This is a genomic window from Pontibacter locisalis, assembly GCF_042684605.1.
Taxonomy (GTDB): Bacteria; Bacteroidota; Bacteroidia; order Cytophagales; family Hymenobacteraceae; genus Pontibacter; species Pontibacter locisalis.
Genome location: NZ_JBHULU010000017.1, coordinates 89,575 through 111,474, shown reverse-complemented (window position 1 = coordinate 111,474; position 21,900 = coordinate 89,575). Strand labels below are relative to the sequence as shown.

At 48.3% G+C, this 21,900-nt stretch carries 22 protein-coding genes and 1 riboswitch; of the genes, 12 read left to right on the top strand and 10 right to left on the bottom strand.

Going from position 1 to position 21,900, the window contains the following annotated elements; all coding sequences use genetic code 11:
- The first annotated feature begins 60 nt into the window (after positions 1–60).
- Positions 61–630: a YceI family protein gene (locus tag ACFSRY_RS13240; RefSeq protein ID WP_377508292.1), complete on the top strand. Its 570-nt coding sequence runs from the start codon at positions 61–63 to the stop codon at positions 628–630.
- A 203-nt stretch (positions 631–833) separates the two neighbouring features.
- Here ACFSRY_RS13240 and ACFSRY_RS13235 read toward each other — a convergent pair whose 3' ends face one another.
- From ACFSRY_RS13235 to ACFSRY_RS13200, 8 genes are all read right to left on the bottom strand, one after another.
- Positions 834–1,952, bottom strand: a complete 1,119-nt coding sequence (locus tag ACFSRY_RS13235; RefSeq protein WP_377508288.1) for an ABC transporter permease — start codon at positions 1,950–1,952, stop codon at positions 834–836.
- Positions 1,949–3,055 (bottom strand): ABC transporter permease, encoded by a 1,107-nt coding sequence (locus tag ACFSRY_RS13230; RefSeq protein ID WP_377508285.1) that lies wholly within the window; start codon positions 3,053–3,055, stop codon positions 1,949–1,951. Before ACFSRY_RS13230 ends, ACFSRY_RS13235 begins: the two co-directional genes overlap by 4 nt.
- Before the next feature lie 12 nt (positions 3,056–3,067).
- On the bottom strand, positions 3,068–3,811 hold the full coding sequence (locus ACFSRY_RS13225; RefSeq protein ID WP_377508282.1) for an ABC transporter ATP-binding protein: 744 nt from the start codon (positions 3,809–3,811) through the stop codon (positions 3,068–3,070).
- Positions 3,811–4,737, bottom strand: coding sequence for an ABC transporter ATP-binding protein (locus tag ACFSRY_RS13220; protein ID WP_377508279.1), 927 nt, complete (start codon positions 4,735–4,737; stop codon positions 3,811–3,813). The genes ACFSRY_RS13225 and ACFSRY_RS13220 overlap by 1 nt, the downstream gene beginning before the upstream one ends.
- Positions 4,734–5,690 (bottom strand): HlyD family secretion protein, encoded by a 957-nt coding sequence (locus ACFSRY_RS13215; protein WP_377508276.1) that lies wholly within the window; start codon positions 5,688–5,690, stop codon positions 4,734–4,736. The genes ACFSRY_RS13220 and ACFSRY_RS13215 overlap by 4 nt, the downstream gene beginning before the upstream one ends.
- Before the next feature lie 12 nt (positions 5,691–5,702).
- A complete protein-coding gene (locus tag ACFSRY_RS13210; protein WP_377508273.1) occupies positions 5,703–6,962 on the bottom strand; it encodes a TolC family protein in 1,260 nt (419 codons plus the stop codon).
- 299 nt (positions 6,963–7,261) lie between these two features.
- Entirely contained in the window at positions 7,262–7,855 is a 594-nt protein-coding gene (locus ACFSRY_RS13205; protein WP_377508270.1) for a TetR/AcrR family transcriptional regulator, read from the bottom strand.
- Between the two features lie 137 nt (positions 7,856–7,992).
- The gene (locus tag ACFSRY_RS13200; RefSeq protein WP_377508267.1) at positions 7,993–8,544 is read right to left on the bottom strand and encodes a hemerythrin domain-containing protein; all 552 of its coding nucleotides are present in this window, start codon (positions 8,542–8,544) and stop codon (positions 7,993–7,995) included.
- A gap of 417 nt (positions 8,545–8,961) precedes the next feature.
- Between ACFSRY_RS13200 and ACFSRY_RS13195 the strand changes: the two genes are divergently transcribed.
- A complete protein-coding gene (locus ACFSRY_RS13195; protein WP_377508262.1) occupies positions 8,962–9,153 on the top strand; it encodes a CsbD family protein in 192 nt (63 codons plus the stop codon).
- 332 nt (positions 9,154–9,485) lie between these two features.
- On the opposite strand, the gene ACFSRY_RS13190 is transcribed toward ACFSRY_RS13195, so the two are convergent.
- A complete protein-coding gene (locus ACFSRY_RS13190; RefSeq protein ID WP_377508259.1) occupies positions 9,486–10,601 on the bottom strand; it encodes an oxidoreductase in 1,116 nt (371 codons plus the stop codon).
- A 195-nt stretch (positions 10,602–10,796) separates the two neighbouring features.
- On the opposite strand from ACFSRY_RS13190, the gene ACFSRY_RS13185 reads away from it, so the two are divergent.
- The 10 genes from ACFSRY_RS13185 to moeB all read left to right on the top strand — a co-directional run bounded on the left by ACFSRY_RS13185 (position 10,797) and on the right by moeB (position 19,868).
- Entirely contained in the window at positions 10,797–11,585 is a 789-nt protein-coding gene (locus tag ACFSRY_RS13185) for an SDR family NAD(P)-dependent oxidoreductase (RefSeq protein ID WP_377508255.1), read from the top strand.
- Between the two features lie 41 nt (positions 11,586–11,626).
- Positions 11,627–11,785 (top strand): endonuclease/exonuclease/phosphatase family protein, encoded by a 159-nt coding sequence (locus ACFSRY_RS13180; protein ID WP_377508252.1) that lies wholly within the window; start codon positions 11,627–11,629, stop codon positions 11,783–11,785.
- Between the two features lie 878 nt (positions 11,786–12,663).
- Positions 12,664–12,764, top strand: a riboswitch (TPP riboswitch).
- Between the two features lie 59 nt (positions 12,765–12,823).
- A complete protein-coding gene (gene thiS / locus ACFSRY_RS13175; RefSeq protein ID WP_377508249.1) occupies positions 12,824–13,027 on the top strand; it encodes a sulfur carrier protein ThiS in 204 nt (67 codons plus the stop codon).
- Between the two features lie 33 nt (positions 13,028–13,060).
- Positions 13,061–14,944 carry a phosphomethylpyrimidine synthase ThiC gene (gene thiC, locus ACFSRY_RS13170; RefSeq protein ID WP_377508246.1) on the top strand — a complete coding sequence of 628 codons (1,884 nt, stop codon included), beginning with the start codon at positions 13,061–13,063 and terminating at the stop codon, positions 14,942–14,944.
- Entirely contained in the window at positions 14,945–15,562 is a 618-nt protein-coding gene (locus ACFSRY_RS13165; RefSeq protein ID WP_377508243.1) for a thiamine phosphate synthase, read from the top strand. It abuts the gene before it with no gap.
- Positions 15,535–16,293: a hydroxymethylpyrimidine/phosphomethylpyrimidine kinase gene (locus ACFSRY_RS13160; RefSeq protein WP_377508239.1), complete on the top strand. Its 759-nt coding sequence runs from the start codon at positions 15,535–15,537 to the stop codon at positions 16,291–16,293. The genes ACFSRY_RS13165 and ACFSRY_RS13160 overlap by 28 nt, the downstream gene beginning before the upstream one ends.
- A complete protein-coding gene (locus ACFSRY_RS13155) occupies positions 16,283–16,924 on the top strand; it encodes a thiamine phosphate synthase (protein WP_377508236.1) in 642 nt (213 codons plus the stop codon). Before ACFSRY_RS13160 ends, ACFSRY_RS13155 begins: the two co-directional genes overlap by 11 nt.
- A gap of 1 nt (position 16,925) precedes the next feature.
- A complete protein-coding gene (locus tag ACFSRY_RS13150; protein WP_377508233.1) occupies positions 16,926–17,690 on the top strand; it encodes a thiazole synthase in 765 nt (254 codons plus the stop codon).
- Positions 17,683–18,792: a 2-iminoacetate synthase ThiH gene (gene thiH, locus ACFSRY_RS13145; protein WP_377508230.1), complete on the top strand. Its 1,110-nt coding sequence runs from the start codon at positions 17,683–17,685 to the stop codon at positions 18,790–18,792. Before ACFSRY_RS13150 ends, thiH begins: the two co-directional genes overlap by 8 nt.
- Positions 18,765–19,868: a molybdopterin-synthase adenylyltransferase MoeB gene (gene moeB, locus ACFSRY_RS13140; RefSeq protein WP_377508227.1), complete on the top strand. Its 1,104-nt coding sequence runs from the start codon at positions 18,765–18,767 to the stop codon at positions 19,866–19,868. Before thiH ends, moeB begins: the two co-directional genes overlap by 28 nt.
- Before the next feature lie 276 nt (positions 19,869–20,144).
- Here the strand turns inward: moeB and ACFSRY_RS13135 are convergent, their stop codons facing one another.
- Positions 20,145–21,122 carry a GNAT family N-acetyltransferase gene (locus tag ACFSRY_RS13135; protein WP_377508223.1) on the bottom strand — a complete coding sequence of 326 codons (978 nt, stop codon included), beginning with the start codon at positions 21,120–21,122 and terminating at the stop codon, positions 20,145–20,147.
- Positions 21,123–21,900 lie beyond the last annotated feature (778 nt).

The following is a 21,900-nucleotide window of genomic DNA, read 5'->3' as shown; positions in this document are numbered from 1 at the left end:
TCCCAAATACTCATCCTCTCGGCTCTAGCGTGCTCAGAAACGCAACGTGGACGGAGAGAAATGGCTATGATAGGAGAAGTGGAAAGTTCAGGAAGGAACACAGAGGCTATTAGCCTTCGGATTAACACCGAGAAGTCTGCAATCTGGTGGAGAGGTACAAAAATGCTGCGCACAGCAGGACACGAAGGCACGCTGCAGATAAAAGAGGGGTATTTATTATTTATGAACGATAAACTAGTCGGCGGGAAGATCACTGCTGATATTAATACTGTAAGCATAGGAAATTCAACTTCATATGATGAGGAAACCATGCAAAAACTATCTAATCATCTAAAAAGGAAGGAGTTTAATGCGCTGCAATATCCTCTTGCACATTTTGAAATAACCAGGGTAAAATATATCGGCGGAGACAGCCTACGTGTCTGGGGGAATATGAGCATCAAGGGTGTGACAAAGAACATTTCTATTCCCGCATACATCGAGAAAACAGATAACAATAGAAAACGCTTTCGCACGGGCTTCAGCCTACAGCGCTCCCACTGGAATATTGGAAGCGACGGCAACCTGTTAGAAAAGAACCTCGTGGACGAGGATTTTACTTTAAGAATTACTTTGGAGACAGCTATGTAAAAGCTAAACCATGTTCCTAAGCTCGACACTGGATGGGAAGATTCATAAACTGTTCAAGTAATACTCCAGACAGGTTAAATCCCTGTGGAAATGGTTCGATGATTCACTCCTTTGGTCTACCACAGTAAAAAAGCCGCTTTATGTAAAATGGAGCGGCTTTTATGGTTCGATAAATTCCCTTCCGGTTTAGTTAGATTAGATCATTATGACCGCTTCCTATAGCTCAGCACCGCCCACGCATTCAGCACAACGGCAAAACCTGTTATAATCAGCAGCTGCTGGCGAATTTCATACAGCCCTGCACCTTTCAATACCACCAGGCGGATTACCTCTATAAAGTAGGCCACTGGATTGAGATAGGTAATATACTGCGCCCACTTCGGCATGCTATCAATGGAAGTATACAGGCCGCTGAGCAGGATGAACACCATCATCATAAAGAAAGAGATGAGCATAGCCTGTTGCTGGCTGTCGGCGTAGGATGAAATAAGTAGCCCTAGTCCCAGGACTGCAAGTAAATAAACAGCTGCAAACACATAGATCGTCACAAAGCTGCCAAGCGGCACAATGCCGTATACCACCCAAGAGATCAGGAACCCGATCGTTAGCACCACCAGTCCCAGGATCCAGAACGGGATCAGCTTGCCCAGTATGAAATGGTGCTTTTTGATTGGTGTTACGTTTATCTGTTCCATGGTACCCACCTCCTTCTCCCGCACGATGTTCAGGGCAGTGAGGAAAGAGCCGACTAAGGTTACCAGGATCACCAGGATACCGGGCACCATAAAGTATTGATAGTTTAAGAGTGGGTTGTACCAGTTGCTAGGCGCGACTTCTATACGGGCCTCAGTGTTAAAGCGCGGTAGCTGTATCCAGTCCATCCGCACCTCACGGTTGTAGTCCTGGATAATAGAGCGCAGGTAAGCTCCTCCCAGGTTAGCCTTCACACCGTTGATAGCATTCAGGGCCATAAATAGGGTTGCCTCGTCTTCTCGTATGAGCGTTTTCTCAAACTTTGCCGGGATCTCTAATATCAGGTCAGCGCGATCCTTCTCCACCTCGTCCAGGGCATCGGCAAAGGAGCTGGTGTAGGTGTTTAATTGAAAGTAGCCGGAGGAAGTGATCTTGTTCACTAACTTCTGTGAGTACGAGGAACGGTCGTGATCCACCACACTGAGGCGGATGTTCTTCATCTCATAATCTGCCGCCCAGGGCAACACAACCAGCTGCAGGATCGGCATGGCGAAAATCATGCGAAGGATAGCCTTATCCCGGAAAATCTGCCGGAACTCCTTTTGAAGCAAAAACAGTAGCGTCCTCATGAGAGTCGTATATTGAATTTTTTGATACTCATGAACAGAAAGAACAGCAGCATTCCCGAAAGTATAAGCGTCTCCTTCCACACAGCCTCCAGCCCGGCACCTTTGATCATGACAGAGCGCACAATGATGTAGTACCACTTGGCGGGAACCAGATGGGAAAGAAGCTGAAGTATAGTTGGCATGTTCTCAATCGGAAACATGAAGCCGCTGAGCATGAGAGCGGGCAGGAACATACCTGTCAGGGAGATGAACATGGCTGTTTGCTGCGAGCTTGTGATAGCAGAGATCAGCAGGCCCAGCGCCAGCGATGTTACCGTAAAAAGTATACTCTGGAGCACTAACAGGGTAAGGCTCCCGTTGATGGGCACATCCAGCACAAAATAACTTAACATCAGGATTGTGGCAATATTTATCAGAGAGAGCAGCAGGTAAGGCACCGCTTTGGCCGTCACGATCTTTAGCGGTTGTACCGGCGAGACCAGCAACACTTCCATCGTTCCTGTCTCTTTCTCACGCACAATGGTTATGGCCGTCATCATGGTACAGACCAGCATGAGCACCATGGCCATCACACCCGGCACAAAGCTGTAAGCGCCCTTCATTTGCGGGTTGTAAAGCATGCGCATTTCTGTGTCAATAGTATAAGGCAGCCCCCGGTCATCCGTAATCCGGTTCTGGAAATCCATAATGATGGCAGAGGCATAATTCGTGAGCGTGCTGGCAACGTTCGGGTCCGACGCATCGGCTATAAGTTGCACCTGGGCGCTATTAAGATGGAGCAGATCGGATCCGAAATTCTGCGGTAGTACTACCGCCATTTTAATGTTCCCCTTTTTAAACTCCTCTTCTACCTGCTCATATGAGCGCAGTCGCTTCTCAATGTTAAAGTAACGGCTGGCTTCCAATTCGGCGATAAGCGATGAGGTGGTGGCGTCTTTTGAGTGGTCAAGCACAGCAATGTCTGAGTTTTTGACCTCGTTGGTAAGCGCAAACCCAAAAATGATCATCAGGATCACCGGCATTCCGAGCAGGATAAACATCGTGCGCGGATCGCGGAATATGTGGTAGAACTCCTTTCTAACAAAAGATAAGAACTGGTTCATGATTTAGTTATTTTAATCTCCTCTGGTCGCTTTTCTGGCCAGCCTGATAAATACCTCCTCCATACTATCCACCTCAAACTGTTGCTTCAGGTTTTTAGGAGTGTCCAAGGCATCAATTCGTCCGTCCACCATAATGGAAACACGGTTGCAGTACTCCGCCTCGTCCATGTAGTGCGTCGTCACAAAAACAGTGATTCCTGATTCAGCAGCTTCATAAATCATGTTCCAGAACTCCCGTCGCGTAACCGGGTCCACGCCGCCAGTGGGCTCGTCAAGAAAAACTATCTCCGGCTCATGGAATATGGCCACCGAAAAGGCCAGCTTTTGCTTCCAGCCCAGCGGCAGCGACTTCACCAGCTTATTCCCCTCCTCGTGCAGGTGCAACTGGCTTAGGAGCCGTTCCGTGTTGTCTTTGATGTACTGATCACTCATCCCATAGATGCCCGCATAGAACCGGATGTTCTCCCGTACCGTCAGGTCTTCATAGAGCGAGAATTTCTGGCTCATGTAGCCAATACTCCGCTTGATTTGCTCCGTTTGCCGGTATACATCAAAGCCTGCCACCGTAGCTTCGCCGTCTGAAGGGATAGACAGGCCGCTGAGCATACGAATGGCTGTTGTTTTACCAGCACCGTTAGCCCCCAGGAAGCCAAAGATCTCTCCTTTCTTCACCTCAAAGGAAATGGCATCCACCGCCGTGAAATCACCGAAGCGCTTGGTCAACCCATTTGCTATGATCACCTTTTCTCTTTCCATCAGGCGGTCGTTTTCATAAGTGCTATAAAACAATCTTCCACGTTAGGCTTTACCCGCTCCAGCACCAGCGACACATGCCCTTGCTGTTGGAGGTATTTCTTCAGATCCTGCTCTTTTGTCTCCGGCTTCAGAACCGCATGGTGAAACTCGCCAAACGCATAGCTGTCGAGCAGGTCAGGGTATTCCCCCAGATCCTTTAGCAAGCGGAACATGTCATCTGCCTTTACCGCCACCAAAGGATTTTCAAAGTCGCTGATGATTCCTTCAGGGGTATCAATGGACATGATCTCACCGTTTTGTATCAGTGCCACCCGGTCGCAGAGACTGGCCTCATCCATGTAGGGTGTAGAGACGAGTATGGTGATCCCCTGCTCTTTCAGGTTCCGCAGCATATCCCAGAACTCCTTCCGTGACACAGCATCCACCCCGGTGGTAGGCTCATCCAGGAACAGCACAGATGGCCTATGAATGAGGGCGCAGCTCAATGCCAGTTTCTGTTTCATACCGCCTGAAAGCTTACCCGCCTTACGGTCTCTGAATGGCTCTATCTGTTCGTAGATATCCTTGATCAGGTCGTAGTTCTCTTCGATGGTGGTGTTAAAGATGGTGGCAAAGAACTGTAGATTTTCCTCCACCGTCAGGTCCTGGTATAGCGAGAAGCGCCCCGGCATATACCCCACCCGCTGCCGAATCTCCTTAAAATCGTCCACCACATCATACCCGTCTACCTGCGCCTGGCCTTTATCAGGCAAAAGCAGCGTTGTCAGGATGCGGAACAAGGATGTTTTACCGGCTCCGTCCGGACCGATCATACCGAACAGTTCCCCCCGCTCCACTTCAAACGATACACCTTTCAATGCCTCCGTTAGCTCTTTTTTTGAGCCGTAGGTTTTTACCAGGTTATCGGCTGTCACAGCTGCTTTCATGCTTCCTGCTCTCCATCCGGAATCACAACCTCTCCATACATGCCTATCTTCAGGAAACCGTCGTTTTCCACCCGCACTTTCATGGCATACACCAGGTTAGCGCGCTCGTCTTTTGTCTGAATGGTTTTAGGAGTGAACTCTGCCTTGTCTGATATCCAGGTCACGACACCCGGCAGCACTTTATACCCTTCGCCGCTATCGACATACACCTTAACCCGCTGCCCCAGCCGTACTTCTGATAACTGGGTACCCGTGATGTAGGCACGAAGGGTCAAGGTAGAAAGGTCGGCTATCTTATAAAGAGGTTTGCCCGGTGCCGTTATCTCTCCCTCTTCAGCATAAACACTTAGTACCGTACCGCTCACAGGATTTGTTATCTTAGCGTCAGAGAGCTGCTCCTCCAGCTGGGCCACCCGCTTTTGCAGCGGCTTGTTCTCGCTCAGTATTGCGCGGTTTTGTGTGGAGGTAGTGGTGCGCTGTACATTTATCTGCTGCCTTGTTACCCCCATCTGTTCTTTCAGCACATCTATCTGGGAGTTTATATCATCTAGCTGCTTTTGTGTGGCGGCATCAGCGGCCACCAGGTTCTCCGTGCGCCGTCGCTCCCGCTCTAGTGTAGCCAGTTGAGACCGTTGCACATCCAGCTGGTTCTGCAGCAGCCTCACCTGCGGCTGTACATCCATGGTCTTTTCCTGCAGCGCCTCAATGCTTGCCTCTACCTGTTCTTTCTGCAGCGCCAGGTTCTGCGCATCAATTATCCCCACCACCTTGCCTGCGGGTAGCTGCTGCCCCTCCTCCACTATAAAGGAATCAATCCTGCCACCCAACTCTGACGACACGATCACCTCATCGGCCTCAAAAGTGCCAGTGGCGTCGAACTCCGGCTCATCACTGCCACAGGCAGAAGCAAAGAGTCCGAGTAGCAGAACAAATGTTAGCTGTGTATTTTTCATAAATGGTTGCAGTTAAGACCTAAGGATGGTTTTATAGTTGATTTTTGCCTGCAGGAGCTGTAGCTGATGCAGATTGAGCGACTGCCTTGCCTGGTCCAGCGCGTATACTTCGCGCAGGTAATCGGTGGCGGTTATCACGCCGTTTTCTAGCTGGGCACGGACCGATGTCAGAACCTTCTCGCGTAAGGCCACAATTTCCCGGTCCGCCTCTACGAGCTCCTGAAGCTTATTGATCTCGGACCGCTGCTGCGTTAGTTGTGCATTGGTATTCAACAGGAAAGTTTCGCGCTGCACTTCTGTCAGCTGCTGCTGCACACCGATCAGTCTTTTGTCGTTCCTGTAAGTATAGAAGTTGCTGAGCGACCAGTTCAGCCGCACGCCGCCCAGGTACCACCAGTCCGTCTCGTTCTCCAGAAAGTTAAGTCCAGGCCTGCCATAGCCGCTTTGTCCGAACAGGCTGGTCTTGGGCAGGTTACGAGCCAGCAACAGTTTGTGCTGCTGCTCGAGCAAAGTCTGCTGGTCGTTGTAAAGCTTCAGTTCTGCGCGCTGTATCTGCGGATTCTCCGGGAGTTCTGTTTCGGCAGGAACGGCAAGTATGACACCATCGCTTAGGGGCTGCCCCAGGAAAAGACCCAGCGTTTGCAGGGTGGCCCGGCGCGAAGCAAGGACCTCTGCCCGGCGCTGTTTGTTTTTTAGCAGCTCTGCCTGCAACAGGTATAGATTGGACCGGAAGCTGACACCATTCTTTACCTGCGCCTCTACTTTACGCATGCCTGCCTCCAAATCCTGCTGTACAAGTTCTACCTGCTCCAACTGTTGGTCTAAAAGGATGGTGCCTAGGTATAGTTGGTTGATGCGTTCCCGGAGTTTATGCAGCTCAACTTCCACTTGCTGCGTCTCTACGGCTGTGCTTAGCTGCTCCACCTTCTTCTGCTGCCGAATCACGCCCCCATCGTACAAAAGCTGGTTTACGTCAGCAGTAATCTTATACTGGTCCTTGGGCGGTGAAGGAATATCAGTATTAGGCAACGTAAGCGGCACCTGCGTTACGTCCGACTGATGGGTAGCCTGCCCGTTGATAGCCAGTTGCGGGAGAAAGCCCTTGTTCAGGTTCTCCAGCGTAAGCTGCTCTGCTTTACGGAGCAGGTCCAACTGCCGGGTGACAGGATAGCTCTGCTGTGCCAGCGCCTGCGCCTGCTCCAGGGTAAGCGTAGGCTTCTGTTGGGCATGTAGCGTCCCCGGCACTACGACTCCTAACAAAAGCAGCTTCATCTTTCTAATAAATCTTTTTCTTAACCCACACATAATCAGATAATTTGATAATGAACTTCGGTTTTCATTCTTACGCTCCTTATTCCCTTTAGAAGAATATTTAATCTATGTTTTGCCACTTTTATTGAATATGTTTGTGAACCCTCACTAACTTTTTATACTTTAATAAAAGCCAGTAGTAAAAAATACTGGCTGTATCAGCTCATAGAGCTACTTATAAAAACATTCAGAAACAATGCAGCGCTTCTCTTATGCTGCTACAACTATTTTACTTTGTCCTCTTTAAGCACTATTTGTACTTACTTTGCCTTCATCAGAGTCAGCAAAGCATCAATAAGCTTATTACCGGCTTCCACAATATTAAAACTGAAACCAGACATACGCCACTTCAGCATCTGAAGCCTGAAGGAGGCCATAACAATATGCGTCAGTTCTTCCACCGCTACAGCATTGGTAAAAATCCCTGCCTGCTGTCCTGCCTTTATAATAGGCATCAAGTGTGACATCTTCACTTTCATCACTTTAAGCAGCGCTTCATTGATCCGCTGGCTTTCTTCTATTAACCCATCCGAAAGCACAGCCACCACAAAGTGTGGGTTCTCCTGTGAGAAAGAAAACTGCCCCTGAAACATAGCCCTGAATTTTTCATCAGGAGAACCCGCTGCCTCACTTAACTTTGTCGACCGCACATCCATGCTCTCCGCCATGTAGTTTAACATGGCAATGATGATATCTTCCTTACTGGTAAAATGACGGTAAATGGCGCTTTCGGAAAATTTCATTTCCTTAGCCAGGTTTTTTATAGTTAAACTGCTTACTCCTGATTTAGTGAGAATTTTACCAGCGGCTTCTATAATCTCTAACTGCCTCTTCGTAATATCTGCGCTTATCACCTATGCTTTGCTTGTTAGTGAATATTTACTAACAAAGGTAACAGGTGTTTTAATTTGATGCAAGTATAGGTCTGAAATTGTTTATGGGTTAAAATCTCCTGAACAAGAGAATAGAAAATCCCGCAGCTGAAGTGAGGCTACAACTTCAGTTTCAGATACTCACCTATCAATATCGCCGTTGGATAAAGAACCTGTTCTTCTGTTTTCGCGTGCTCTTGCAACATCTCTACAAAACGAACAACCTGCGGATGCTTCTCTTCAGTAGCCGCACTCTTTAGGGTTTGCAGGGACTTTACAATTTGCTGATGTTCCGCAAGCATTTGCTGGTGCTCCTGTTTAAGCTTTTCAGAAATTGCTATTGCTGGTTTCATATCAGCCGTAACACGTCCTTCCGCCAATTCCGGAAGCAGCCCGAGCAGCGGCAAGGCATACTCTTCTTCTTTCATAAAATGTGGGTGGAGAATCTTTGCTGCTTCTTTTGCAGCTGCGCCTGTTTTGCCGGGAAGCTCTGTGTACTTCTGCAAGGTATTATGCAGTTCCTCGTGCTCTGCCTTCAAAGCACTTGGTATCTGAAACTGCTGTCCCTGGACTGCCCTGTGTGCTGCTGTATTGTCTTTTACTTGAATGCTGTCCTTCTGTGCCTGTGCAGCAAACGACACCAGAAGCATTAATAAGAGAATGGTTTTCATAGCTTTAGAACATAAAGGTTAGAGGGCACTGAATAAGGTTTCCCCAGTATTTTACGGCTAGACCTCGGGCGGGATAATGGATGGGACAGATAGTTAAGTAAGATTGCTACTCTCTCTTTCAATAGAAAGAGAGAGTAGCAATCTGGAGCAAGAACCATGTGGTTTATTGAAAGGTATACAAATTTCAGTGCTCGTCAACAATGGCTCAAACATCACTCTCCTTCCGCTAGATGATCTTTCAAGATCATTAAATCCCTGTGGAAATGGTTCGATAATTCCATCCTTCGGTCTACTGAAAAGGCCTTCAGTTAACTCGGAAGGCCTTTTTTATTTCACTTCGGACACTATTCGAACGCCCATCCTGTTTCAGACGTATAGCCAAGTATAAGATTTATATAATTTTAAGCTCAAAATACGATGAACGAAGCAGAATATAGAACTAGAGGAAACTGGAACGAAATAAAAGGCAAAATCAAGCAGCAGTACGGCGACCTGACCGACGACGACATGACCTATAACGAAGGCAAACAGGACGAATGGCTCGGAAAACTGCAGCAAAAGACCGGAAAAGCAAAAGACGAGCTTAAAAAATGGATTGACTCGCTGTAAACTGACAGCTTCCTGACAAGTATAGACACCCCGCACAGGCTACGCCCCGCTGCGGGGTGTTTTTTATTGCCGCACAAATTCGCACTGAGTTATAACAAATATCACTTTTGAGCTAATCATCTTTAGTCTAGCTCGAGTAACATGCCCACAGTCTCCAAATCCTTGTGGAAATGGTTCGATAACTCCTTCCTACGGGCTACAAAAAAGCCCCTCCACATCAAATGGAGGGGCTTTTTTGGTTTGACATTTATCCCATTCGGTTAAATTAACTATTACTGAATTTACTAAAGCGCAACTCTTCTCATTCGGCGGCTTTAGCTTTCTACAAGTGACTATAGCTCAAACTCCTTCACCTTCGCGTCCGGCACAAAGAACCTCTTCGGGTCAAAGTCCTCTAAAAGCTTCCCTTCGGCTGCTTTGTTGACCCAGTCTTTGTTGGCAAGCGCGGCCTTGCCGAGTGTAACCACATCCACCTCCCCGCTCTGCAGCATCTCTTCACCTTGCTCGGGTGTGTTCAGGTTTCCGTTCACCACTACCGGCAGTCCCCCATACTTCTTAGCTAGGGCGGCCAGCGTGGGACCTCCTTCCTTGAAGGCCGGCTGGTCGGCATGGTACTCTGTCACGTGGATGAAGTCGAGACCTGCTTTGCCCAAGGCAGTGAATATAGTACGGGCATCCTCCTCGCCGCCAGACCACTTGTGCGTGTAGTCGTTAACCTTGCTCTGGGAAATTCTTATTCCTACCAGGAAGTCATTGCCTACTGCCTTGCGGCATTCCTGCGCTGTCTCCACGAGCAGTCTTACTCTGCCCTCCGTGTTGCCGCCGTACTCGTCTTGCCGCTGATTGGTATAGTCCGTGAGAAACTGATCAAGAATATAGCCGTTAGCCCCGTGGATCTCAATACCGTCAAAACCTGCGTCCTTTGCATTCTTTGCTGCCTGCGCAAATCCGTTAACCACATCAGCAATATCATCTTTGCTCATTTCCCTCGGAACAGAAAAAGCACCCTCACCACCATAGAACCCCAGCTTTTCTCCTTTAGGCTGCACAGCAGATGGGCCTATGGTTTCTTGCGCGTGTATATTGCCCTGGGACAAGGCCCCGGCATGCATCAACTGGCAGATGATCTTTGCTCCCGCGTCATGCACACGTTGAATGATTCTTTTCCATCCTGCTATCTGCTCTTCGTTGGCTACCCCCGGCTGGTTCAGATACCCCTGGCTATACTTTTCGTCAGGGTAAGTGCCCTCAGTTATTAAGAGTGCAAAGCCGCCCTTGGCATAACGGGTATAGTACTTCTCCATCGTCTCATTGGGCACCCCGTTACTTTCTGCCGACGTTCTCGTCATGGGGGCGAGGCCGATGCGGTTCCTGAGCTTTAGGTTCCCCAGTCTCCCCTCTGAAAACAACAAAGGATATTTTCGTTTCTCTGTTTCCTGGTTACTCATCTATAAGTTTCTTTTAATTAGATTATCGCCACACCTGCCTTAAAGCAAATTGTGCCATATTTATTAAGAAGTTATATGCAAACAGCTTTAAAAGGTTCTGGAAAACAAGGAATCAGGAAGGGTCAAAAGTCTGTCAGACAGTAAAACTTCAGACTCCTAGTCACGTTTCATGTTAAGAAAACAAAGCGTGTACCTATGGACCTTAAAAATAAGAAAGTGCTGATCACCGGCGGCAGTGCCGGAATAGGAAAATCTATCATTCAGGAGTTGGTGCAACGGGGGGTGCGGGACTTTGCCGTGGTAGGCAGAAGGAAAGAGGCGCTAGACGCGCTGAAGGCAGAAATTCCCAGCGCTAACTTTCTCACCATTCAGGGCAATGTGGCCAAAGTAGAAGATCTCGATAAAGCTATCTCTACAGTATCAGAGGCCTGGGGCGAGCTGGACATCCTCATCAACAACGCCGGGGTGGTAAGCGCCGGCCTGCTCTCCGACCTGAGCGACGAGGACATCATCAACCAAATCAACATCAATGTGACAGGCCTGATCCTGCTGACAAAGAAGGCCCTGCCGCTGCTGATGAAGAGCAAGGAAGGCGCCATTATGAACTTGTCCTCGGGCTACGGGTACATCGCCATGCCGTTCTACAGCGTGTACGCCGCCACGAAGGCGGCTGTGGGCCAGTTCTCTGACGCAATGCGAAGAGAGCTGCACCAGTACCCGATCCACGTGATGACCGTCTACCCTTCAGCCACGGACACTGACATGATGAAAACTGCAGTAGTGGGACAGATGGATACACCAGAGGAAGTGGCCAAGGCTTCTGTTGATGGCCTGCTAAATGGGGAGATCAATGTTATTCTGGGCGGAAAGGAGCGTGAGGAGCAGATAAAGATGAATTTCCTGGAGCCAGAGAAGATAGATGCCTTTGCCGCCGCTAACTACGAGGCCCTCAGGGAGAGAACAAAGCAACATCGCTCCATGTGAGTGGCTGCCTGCATTAAACGAAACACGCTCTTACTTTGTATATGAAGATCGCCACCTACAACGTCAACGGAATCAATGCCCGCTTGCCTGTGCTCCTCGATTGGCTGAAACGTTCGGCTCCGGATGTTGCGTGCCTGCAAGAGCTGAAAGCGCCTCAGGAGAAGTTTCCGGAAAAAGAGTCACCTGGCACCACTGGTTAGATAAGGCAATGTGATGAACAGTATAACAGAGATTTTGTTCAGCGGGACAGACAGATCCGCTATTCTTCCACTTGCAGATAACCATTCAAAATCGCCAAATCCCTGTGGATAAGATTCGATAATTCTATCCTTCGTTCTACAAAACTTAAAAGCCGCTTCATACCATATGAAGCGGCTTTTTTGGTTCAATAATTTATCCCCTTCGGTTGAATCATAGCTGTATTTTCTCACTCCTCGACTGCCAGACACCAAGATGACACAGAGCTAGCGGGTCTACTACTATTAGAAACCCTTGCTCTCACCATTGGAATAGAAGTGGTACATGTCCTGCCATCAACTGTGCACTTGGCAGGCGTCCTAGACAAAAATTTGGGTCTTAAAACAACTTTGTACAAACAGAGCGAACACTTTGGCTATAACAGGAGCTAATTAGCTGATCACCCTCTGCATCGTCTGTGGAGGCCTGGTAGCCTAAACCTTTACATGCTGAAAGCAAAATCTTATGAGCAGGCCTGTCAGGTTACCCGGTTCATGTGGTCGCAGGCATTTTGCATGCCTCCAAGCTTGGCGGAGCCCAGCACCATGATCAGCTTTGAGCCGGAGTGGCTTTACAGGCCAGGTGGCCACCTCAACATGCCCGATCGACGCCTCCATTTATGACTTCCCCAAATCATCACAACCAGCCTTTTTACTACAACACGTATCCAAATAGGAATTCCGGGGAGCGACTATTTAAAGCCACACCTCCCCTATTCCCATATAATCTTGGAAAGCAGGAACGCCTTATTGATGATTCTATTTTAACCTCAGAGAAGTAGCAGTTAATAAATTTATTTTATTCCTTGTTTTTGGAATTTATGATTTTGCTGTTAGCTTTGAGCCGACTTTAGGGGTGTCCTGTAAAATTTTATAGGGCTGAGATTTACCCTTTGAACCTGATGCAGTTCATACTGCCGTAGGGAAAAGCGAATACATACCAGGATTTTTTCAACTCTCTCCAGGTCCATTCCTAAGGTCTTTCGAACCAAATCTACAGGAATGGAAATAGCTGTAAATCAACAAGTACAAACAGTAGCCGACAACTGCACTATACAGCAGTTGCTGCAAACGCTATTGCCTCAGCACCAAAACGGATTTGCTGTTGCAGTCAATAACGCCATTGTCCCGAAGCTAAACTGGGACGACCATCTCTTACACCCCAACGATTCTGTCACCATCATCAGAGCAACGCAGGGCGGTTAAGTCCTGCATATCTTCATCTGTAATTATAGCTTTATGAAAAAAGAAAAAATACCACAGCAACAAACGATCACCCGCACACCTTTCCCGGCATCGCAAAAGGTGTATGTAAAAGGGCAGCTACACGATATTTCGGTGGCAATGCGCGAGATCAGCCTCACTGACACCAAGATATTTGGCTCTGAAGGACAGGTTGAGAAGAATGCATCCGTTACAGTTTATGATACCAGCGGTCCTTACACTGATCCGAACATCGAGATCGATTTAAAGCAAGGCCTGCCTGCCCTGCGTAAGGACTGGATTCTGAACAGAGGCGATGTAGAGGAGCTGAGTGGCGTAACGTCGCAGTATGGTAAACAACGTCTGGCCAACAGCAGCCTGAATTATCTTCGTTTCCAGCACCTGAGCAAGCCGCTCCGTGCTAAGGACGGTCAGAATGTAACGCAGCTGCATTACGCCAAAAAAGGTATCATTACGCCGGAGATGGAGTACATCGCCATCCGAGAGAACCAGCGCATTGACCTGATAAACGAGCACTTGAACGGGCCGAATCCTATACTTGCACACCAGCATGCCGGCCACAGTTTTGGTGCCAATACACCTAAAAGCCACATCACGCCTGAGTTTGTAAGACAGGAAGTAGCAGCTGGTCGTGCTGTGATACCAGCCAACATCAACCACCCGGAGAGCGAGCCGATGATCATCGGGCGCAATTTCCTGGTGAAGATCAACGCCAACATCGGTAACTCAGCTGTTACGTCGAGCATCGAGGAAGAAGTAGAGAAAGCCGTTTGGGCCTGCCGCTGGGGTGCCGATACCATCATGGACCTTTCGACGGGTAAGAACATCCACGAAACCCGCGAGTGGGTAATCCGCAACTCCCCGGTTCCGATCGGTACGGTGCCAATTTACCAGGCTTTGGAGAAAGTAGGTGGTAAAGCAGAGAACCTGACCTGGGAGATCTTCCGCGACACCCTTATTGAGCAGGCAGAGCAGGGCGTGGATTACTTTACAATACATGCCGGTGTGTTGCTGCGGTACGTACCGCTAACGGCCAAGCGTTTAACAGGCATCGTATCCAGAGGTGGTTCTATCATGGCGAAGTGGTGCCTGGCGCATCATAAAGAGAACTTTCTGTACACGCATTTCGAAGAGATCTGCCAGATCATGAAAGCCTATGACGTGTCCTTCTCATTGGGTGACGGCTTGCGCCCCGGCTGCCTGGCTGATGCCAATGATGAGGCTCAGTTTGCGGAGCTGGAGACACTGGGAGAGCTGACGAAGATCGCCTGGAAACACGATGTGCAGACGATCATTGAGGGTCCGGGCCACGTGCCGATGCACATGATCAAGGAGAACATGGACAAGCAGCTGAAGGAGTGCCACGAAGCTCCTTTCTATACCCTTGGGCCACTCACAACTGACATCGCACCGGGTTACGATCACATCACTTCTGCCATTGGTGCAGCTATGATCGGTTGGTTTGGTACGGCTATGCTTTGCTATGTAACGCCAAAAGAACACCTGGGCCTTCCGAACAAAAAAGATGTGAAAGATGGCGTGATCACGTACAAAATTGCGGCACATGCCGCCGACCTGGCCAAAGGACACCCAGGTGCGCAGTACCGCGACAACGCACTGAGTAAGGCACGCTTCGAGTTCCGCTGGGAAGATCAGTTCAACCTGTCACTGGACCCGGACACGGCACGTGAATTCCATGATGAAACACTGCCGGCTGAGGGTGCCAAAATAGCGCACTTCTGCTCTATGTGCGGACCGAACTTCTGCTCCATGAAAATTACGCAGGAAGTACGCGAGTATGCCGACCAGCAAGGTGTACAGGAAACGGAAGCCCTGAAAAAAGGCATGGAAGAGAAAGCTAAGGAGTTTGCCGAAAAAGGCAGTGAGCTATACCTGTAAATGAAACTGATAGTTATCTCCAGTCCTGCCCCGATAACCAGGGAGCCGCTGCGCATCAACGAGTTGTTTGAAGCAGGGCTGGAATACTTTCATGTACGAAAACCAGATTATCCGAAGGAACAGCTAAGGCAGCTACTACAGCAGATACACCCGGAGCATTATTCTAAAATAGCTTTACACCAGCACCACGAGCTGTCAGGTGAATTCGGGATAAACAGGCTGCACTTTACAGAGCAAAGCAGAAGTATAACACCAGCAGCGGAATTGCTGAAACTGAAGTCAGAAGGATATTACCTGAGTACATCTGTGCACTCCACAGAGGCACTGCAGCAGCTCCCCCCCTGCTTTGCCTACACTTTCTTCGGACCAGTGTTCAATAGTATCTCCAAGCCGGGTTATGCTACATCTGTACTAGCTGGCTTTTGTTTGACAGCAGCAGAGAAAGCGGTTCCGGTTATTGCACTGGGTGGAATTGATGCTGAGAAGATAGCGCAGCTGGTACAGATGAACTTTGACGGAGCAGCCATACTTGGCAGCATCTGGAAGCAACCTGAACAGGCGGTTAACAACTTCACAAGAATTAAAGAAAAATGCCAGACACTCGCCCATACGTACTAAGCATCGCCGGTTTCGACCCGAGTGGCGGCGCAGGTATACTTGCCGACATCAAGGCTTTTGAGCAGCACGGTGTCTATGGCTTTGGCGTGTGCTCAGCTTTAACTGTGCAAAGCGATACCGACTTTCTGAAGGTGCAGTGGTTAAGTGCCCAGGAGATTATGGAGCAACTGGAGCCGCTGGTAAGCAAGTTTAAAATCCGTGCCTGCAAGATCGGGATCGGGCAAAGTATGGATGTACTGCTGGAAGTGATTTTATACTTAAAGCGACGCCAGCCACACATTCAGATCGTACTTGATCCGGTTTTAAAAGCCAGCGCCGGTTTCAATTTTCATGGTGCTCTGGAAGATCAACAACTGAAAGCTGTACTGCAGGAGATAACGCTGGCTACTCCGAATTACAACGAGATACAGCAGCTAAATCCTGACCTGCCACCAACAAATGCAGCCAAGGAGATGGCAAAGCGCTGTGCCATACTTTTGAAAGGTGGGCACAACCCGGAAGCGCCGGGAACGGATTATTTATTTACTCAGAATTCCTGCACCCCATTCGAGCCAACATTATTAAGTGTTTCGCCAAAACATGGCTCCGGCTGTGTGCTGTCGGCTTCCATTGCGGCAAACCTGGCACTGGGCTATACTTTAGATGAAGCCTGCCGCCGTGGCAAACGCTACACCGAATCATTTTTAAGCAGTAACGACACCTTACTCGGGTACCATCAACATGATAGCTAAACTACAATACATATCTCAGCAAACGGAATCCTTAACGCATGTTGCGGCCATACATAAGGCCATGGATGCAGGCTGCAAATGGGTGCAGCTACGGGTAAAGCATACTTCGGAGTCTGTTGTGGCCAGCCATGCGGAAGAAGCTAAAAAGCTATGCGCAGAGTATGGCGCAAAACTGATCATCAACGATTACCCGCACATCGCCAAAGCAGTAGAAGCTGATGGTTTGCACCTGGGCCTGCAGGACATGCCACTACAGGAAGCCAGAAGTATAGTGGGGGAAAGTATGATCATAGGCGGCACGGCCAATACCCTGGAGCACATCCGGCAACGTGTGGCAGACGGTGCAGATTACGTTGGGCTGGGGCCTTTTCGCTTCACCACCACCAAAGAAAAGTTAAGTCCGGTGCTGGGCCAGGAAGGGTATACTTCCATACTTCGCCAGTTAGCTGCCGAAGGTATCACGATCCCTGTCATTGCCATTGGCGGTATCGAGGTTACGGATGTTGCGCCGCTTTTACTGGCAGGAGTACATGGCATCGCCGTATCAGGTGCGATTACGTATGCTGCTGATCCAGCAGCCTTTGTCCGTACCATTCAACAATTAACAGCAAACACTACTATAGTCGTATAATATGTTACAGATAGCAGATAAAACATTTCAGTCACGCCTGTTTACCGGCACAGGTAAATTCAGCTCATCCGGTTTAATGGAAGAAGCCTTGCTGGCATCGGGCTCCGAATTGGTAACGGTTGCTTTAAAGCGTGTAGACATACATGCCGAAGAAGATGACATCCTATTTCACCTGAAGCACCCGCACATTAACCTGCTGCCAAATACATCCGGTGTACGCAATGCAAAAGAAGCTGTGTTTGCCGCCCAGTTGGCCCGGGAAGCACTGGAAACAAACTGGGTAAAACTGGAAATCCACCCGGACCCGAAATACCTGTTACCAGACCCCATCGAAACACTGAAAGCAACCGAAGAACTGGCGAAGCTGGGCTTCGTGGTGCTACCTTATATCCATGCAGACCCTGTGCTATGCAAGCGCCTGGAAGAAGCGGGAACCGCAGCCGTTATGCCCCTGGGCTCTCCCATCGGCAGCAACAAAGGTCTGAAAACAATTGATTTCCTGGAGATCATTATCGAGCAGAGCAGGGTGCCGGTGGTGGTGGATGCCGGGATCGGCAGTCCGTCTGATGCAGCGAAGGCAATGGAGTTGGGTGCCGATGCGGTACTGGTAAACACGGCTATCGCCGTATCAGAAAACCCGGTGCAGATGGCAATAGCTTTTAAAATGGCAGTAGAAGCCGGACGGATGGCCTTCGAAGCAAAACTGGCCAAACCGGTGCAACATGCGGCAGCAAGCAGCCCTTTAACTTCCTTTTTAGATGAGTAATTTCAGAGAGATTTTTGACAGCCATAACTGGGAGCAGGTAAAGGAAAGTATCTACGCCAAAACCGCTGCCGATGTGGAGCGTGCCCTGGGTAGCCGGAAGAAAACGCTTGAAGATTTTAAGGCGCTTATCTCGCCGGCTGCTGTTCCTTACCTGGAGCAGATGGCGCAGTTGAGCCAGCAGATTACCCGCAAGCGTTTTGGTCACACCATGCAGATGTACGTGCCGCTATACCTGTCCAACGAGTGCCAGAACATCTGTACCTACTGCGGCTTCAGCTACGATAATAAAATGCGCCGCAAAACGCTGACAGATGAAGAGATTCTGCAGGAAGTAGAGGCCATAAAAAAGCTTGGCTACGACCATGTGTTGCTTGTTACCGGCGAAGCGAATAATACCGTACATGTAGAGTACTTTAAGAACGCACTGCAGCTCATCCGCCCCCACTTCTCGCACATCTCTATGGAAGTACAGCCCCTGGACCAGAACGAGTATGAAGCGCTAATACCTTATGGTGTGAACACGGTGCTGGTGTACCAGGAAACCTACCATAAAGACGACTACAAAAAGCATCACACAAAAGGTAAGAAGTCGAATTTCTACTACCGCCTGGAAACCCCTGACAGATTGGGCAAAGCAGGTATACATAAAATGGGACTGGGCGTGCTGATTGGACTGGAAGACTGGCGCACTGATTCCTTCTTCACGGCACTGCACCTGAACTACCTAGAGAAAACCTACTGGCAAACGAAGTATAGCATCTCGTTCCCGAGGCTGCGTCCGTTCTGCGGTGGCCTTGCCCCAAAAGTAGAGATGACAGACCGGGAGCTGGTACAGCTGATCTGCGCTTACCGCATCTGCAACGAAGAAGTAGAGCTATCCCTTTCTACCCGCGAATCTGAAAAGTTCCGGAATAACGTGACCAAACTTGGCGTGACATCCATGAGTGCCGGATCCAAAACCAACCCGGGTGGCTATGCCGTGGAGCCGGAATCGCTGGAGCAGTTTGAGATATCTGATGAACGCAGCCCGGAACAAATTGCCGCTATGCTGAAATCGCAAGGATATAAAGCGGTATGGAAAGATTGGGACAGGGCTTTTTAAAACATATGCTACAGCCAGAAGAAATAAAGCGTTACAGCCGGCATCTTATTCTGCCAGAGATTGGCCATGAAGGCCAGGCTAAGCTAAAGCAAGCTAAGGTTTTAATGGTCGGTGCTGGTGGCCTGGGTTGCCCTGTATTACAGTACCTGACGGCTGCTGGTGTTGGCACCATTGGTATAGTTGATGATGATGTGGTGGACGAGAGTAACCTGCAGCGACAGATACTGTACTGGGTGGAGGACATAGGCCGTAAAAAAGCCACAGTAGCAGCCGAAAAACTGGCAAAGCAGAATCCGTTCGTTAAATTTCATACGTACACGGAGCGACTTGCTGCTGCAAATGCTGACAAATTATTTGCTGACTATGATCTGATCATAGATGGCTCTGATAACTTCCCTACCCGTTACCTGGTTAACGATGTATGTCTGGCGCTGAATAAGCCGCTGGTATTCGGCTCCATCTTTAAGTTTGAAGGCCAGGTATCGGTGTTCAACTACCAGGGCGGCCCCACCTACCGCTGCATCTACCCTACGTCGACAGCACCGAAGGAAATGCCTAACTGCTCCGAGATAGGCGTACTGGGTGTGCTGCCTGGTTTGATCGGTTCGTATATGGCTAACGAAGCCATTAAAGTCATTTGCCAGATTGGAAGCGTGCTATCGGGTAAGCTACTGGTGCTGAACTCGCTGGAGAACACTACCAGCATCTTTTCATTTGAACGCACAGCTGCTGTACCGGATACAGAATGTGATACTGCTCCTGCAATTGCATGCGCTTCATCAACACCGGTTCGGGATATTTCTTACAATGAGCTAAAGCAGTGGTTAGCTACTGCTGAAAGTGTGTATCTGGTAGACGTGCGGGAACAGCACGAGTATGAAATGTTTAACTTAGGGGGAGTAAATATTCCTCTAAGTTCTTTACCAGAGAGGTTGCATACTTTAAAAGAAATTAAAAACATCGTTTTTTGCTGCCTGTCAGGGAAAAGAAGTCAGTATGCTGCTACGCTTTTGGCAAATACCCAATTTAAGGGAAGCATTTACAATCTTAAAGATGGCGTTAAACCATTTACTTGAAAGTCTGCCCCTCCTCCTGTTACTGCAAATATTCCCTCACAACCGCCATTTCACTGAGGAAAAAGTTCGATAATTCCATCCTTCGGTCTACACGAAAGGCCTTCAGTTAACACTGAAGGCCTTTTTTATTTCACCTTGGTCACTATTCGGACACCACGATATATTCTTTTTATCTCCTGGGGATTTCTTTTACACTTCTTGACGCCCCATTGATGGATTAATGAGGAGAACTGGCCAAGCGGGAACTTTGTTCAGTTCTCACTTGATGAACAATGGTTACCGCCAATCATCCACCAAATAGATGCCACCTCTGTTATATCCCGGTTCATTAGGCCGCTCCATGGCGACTCCCTGTAGTTCTGTACGAAAGCCGCTATTAAGCATATGCCGGTACGCTTCATATCTGCTGGTATTAACACCTGCAACCATTTTTTGCAGTCCCTTTTCAGCAGCCATCTTTTCACAAGCATTCAATAAGCTTTTAAAGTCTCTATCGGCGTTTGCTCCTGAATGCACCACTCCAAACTTGACGTAACAGGTATTACTTCCCGCTTCTGTTCCAGGTCCGCAATGGCACACCGCCAGTCCCAATAACTTTCCATTCTCCCACAGAAGTACAGTATCCCCAAGCCCTTGTGAAGCCACAGATTGAATTTCCCGGGTTACGTCTAGTCCCTCATATACTGCATCCGTCAGTTGCCTGCAAACCAAAAGCGTAGATTCCTTTTCGCCTTCCGGAACTTCTGAAAACCTTGACCATTGCAGTTCATCATTTACCTGTTCAACCGGTTTGGACATAATGGCTGTAAGGAACCGTGGCCAGAAGCCGTATTTCTGATAAAGACCTACATGCTTTGCACTTTGCGCAAAAGTGAAAAGACCAGCATGCTTCGTACCCCATTTTGCAAAGCATTCTATAACAGGCTCCATGAGGGACTTGGCGATACCATGATCCCAGCGTTCGGGATGAACAGTAAGAGGGCCAAAAAAACCAACGCTGCCCCAGTTGCTGGCAAAGTTGGATCCTACCAATTCACCATTAGCTTCTGCGGCAAAAGCTGAATCAGGATTGGCCTTCCAGCGGGTATATACAAAATCTGCATCCCCCATAAAAGCAGTGGGTTCTGGTAACCCTAGGAAGGTGCCGAATGCCAGACGCATAATATGATCTGCAGCAGGCAGTTCGCTTTCTTGAAGTGGGCGGACATGAATGCCCGCATCTCGTCTGGTGATGGTGGATGGTTGTGAGATCATCTGATTATCATTAAAAAGCTAGAATTATGATAGTCTATAACCAATAAATTATTGAAATAATAACATAATTTATACGTAAGTTATTTAATTAGTTTCTTTACATTGTGCTAAAGCTTTTAAATCTTTAAGAAATTCTTAGAAGATGTCTTGTCTAACTAAGTTTATTCAAAAGCCTGCAAACATTCATTTGCAGGCTTTTGAATTTAAGCGCCTAACTGTCCATTCAACTTTTCCCAAAATAAAGGAGAACGAGCCAGTAAGTTATTTTGTGTATCACATTATACTCACCGATTAATGCGTGACATTTCCTACTGCTCGAAAAGGAAAACACAGCCATTTTTTACGGGCAATCCTTCATAGATGAACTACTTCTCTCCTACCTGCAGAAAGTTGCCTAAGGAATTCAAGTCTTTGTGGAAATGGTTCGATAATTCAATCCTTTGGCCTACACGGAAGGCCTTCAGTTAACGCTGAAGGCCTTTTTTATTTCACTTCGGACACTATTCGGACACCTAAGCTAAATTTATATTGTCTATCGGCTCTGCTATAAGGCGGTGAAGCTAACTTATAGATCTTGTTGTGGGTTTTAATTCTTAGATCCCATAACTATTTCTTCACTAACTCTGCACTGGCAATTAAGCAGCTAGTTCCGAATAACTGGTAAAGCAGAAATTAAGATCTGCCAATTAGTTGATTTAATCTTTAGCTGTAAATATTCTTCTAAGGCATTCAAATCCCAGTGGGAAATGTAAGATAATTTCTCACCCTTTGATCTACA

Bases quoted from the DNA above. Each gene is read 5' to 3' on its own strand.
- ACFSRY_RS13240 (WP_377508292.1), top strand. From the start codon at position 61: ATGGCTATGATAGGAGAAGTGGAAAGTTCAGGAAGGAACACAGAGGCT.
- ACFSRY_RS13235 (WP_377508288.1), bottom strand. From the start codon at position 1,952: ATGAGGACGCTACTGTTTTTGCTTCAAAAGGAGTTCCGGCAGATTTTC.
- ACFSRY_RS13230 (WP_377508285.1), bottom strand. From the start codon at position 3,055: ATGAACCAGTTCTTATCTTTTGTTAGAAAGGAGTTCTACCACATATTC.
- ACFSRY_RS13225 (WP_377508282.1), bottom strand. From the start codon at position 3,811: ATGGAAAGAGAAAAGGTGATCATAGCAAATGGGTTGACCAAGCGCTTC.
- ACFSRY_RS13220 (WP_377508279.1), bottom strand. From the start codon at position 4,737: ATGAAAGCAGCTGTGACAGCCGATAACCTGGTAAAAACCTACGGCTCA.
- ACFSRY_RS13215 (WP_377508276.1), bottom strand. From the start codon at position 5,690: ATGAAAAATACACAGCTAACATTTGTTCTGCTACTCGGACTCTTTGCT.
- ACFSRY_RS13210 (WP_377508273.1), bottom strand. From the start codon at position 6,962: ATGAAGCTGCTTTTGTTAGGAGTCGTAGTGCCGGGGACGCTACATGCC.
- ACFSRY_RS13200 (WP_377508267.1), bottom strand. From the start codon at position 8,544: ATGAAAACCATTCTCTTATTAATGCTTCTGGTGTCGTTTGCTGCACAG.
- ACFSRY_RS13195 (WP_377508262.1), top strand. From the start codon at position 8,962: ATGAACGAAGCAGAATATAGAACTAGAGGAAACTGGAACGAAATAAAA.
- ACFSRY_RS13190 (WP_377508259.1), bottom strand. From the start codon at position 10,601: ATGAGTAACCAGGAAACAGAGAAACGAAAATATCCTTTGTTGTTTTCA.
- ACFSRY_RS13185 (WP_377508255.1), top strand. From the start codon at position 10,797: ATGGACCTTAAAAATAAGAAAGTGCTGATCACCGGCGGCAGTGCCGGA.
- ACFSRY_RS13180 (WP_377508252.1), top strand. From the start codon at position 11,627: ATGAAGATCGCCACCTACAACGTCAACGGAATCAATGCCCGCTTGCCT.
- thiS (WP_377508249.1), top strand. From the start codon at position 12,824: ATGGAAATAGCTGTAAATCAACAAGTACAAACAGTAGCCGACAACTGC.
- thiC (WP_377508246.1), top strand. From the start codon at position 13,061: ATGAAAAAAGAAAAAATACCACAGCAACAAACGATCACCCGCACACCT.
- ACFSRY_RS13165 (WP_377508243.1), top strand. From the start codon at position 14,945: ATGAAACTGATAGTTATCTCCAGTCCTGCCCCGATAACCAGGGAGCCG.
- ACFSRY_RS13160 (WP_377508239.1), top strand. From the start codon at position 15,535: ATGCCAGACACTCGCCCATACGTACTAAGCATCGCCGGTTTCGACCCG.
- ACFSRY_RS13155 (WP_377508236.1), top strand. From the start codon at position 16,283: ATGATAGCTAAACTACAATACATATCTCAGCAAACGGAATCCTTAACG.
- ACFSRY_RS13150 (WP_377508233.1), top strand. From the start codon at position 16,926: ATGTTACAGATAGCAGATAAAACATTTCAGTCACGCCTGTTTACCGGC.
- thiH (WP_377508230.1), top strand. From the start codon at position 17,683: ATGAGTAATTTCAGAGAGATTTTTGACAGCCATAACTGGGAGCAGGTA.
- moeB (WP_377508227.1), top strand. From the start codon at position 18,765: ATGGAAAGATTGGGACAGGGCTTTTTAAAACATATGCTACAGCCAGAA.
- ACFSRY_RS13135 (WP_377508223.1), bottom strand. From the start codon at position 21,122: ATGATCTCACAACCATCCACCATCACCAGACGAGATGCGGGCATTCAT.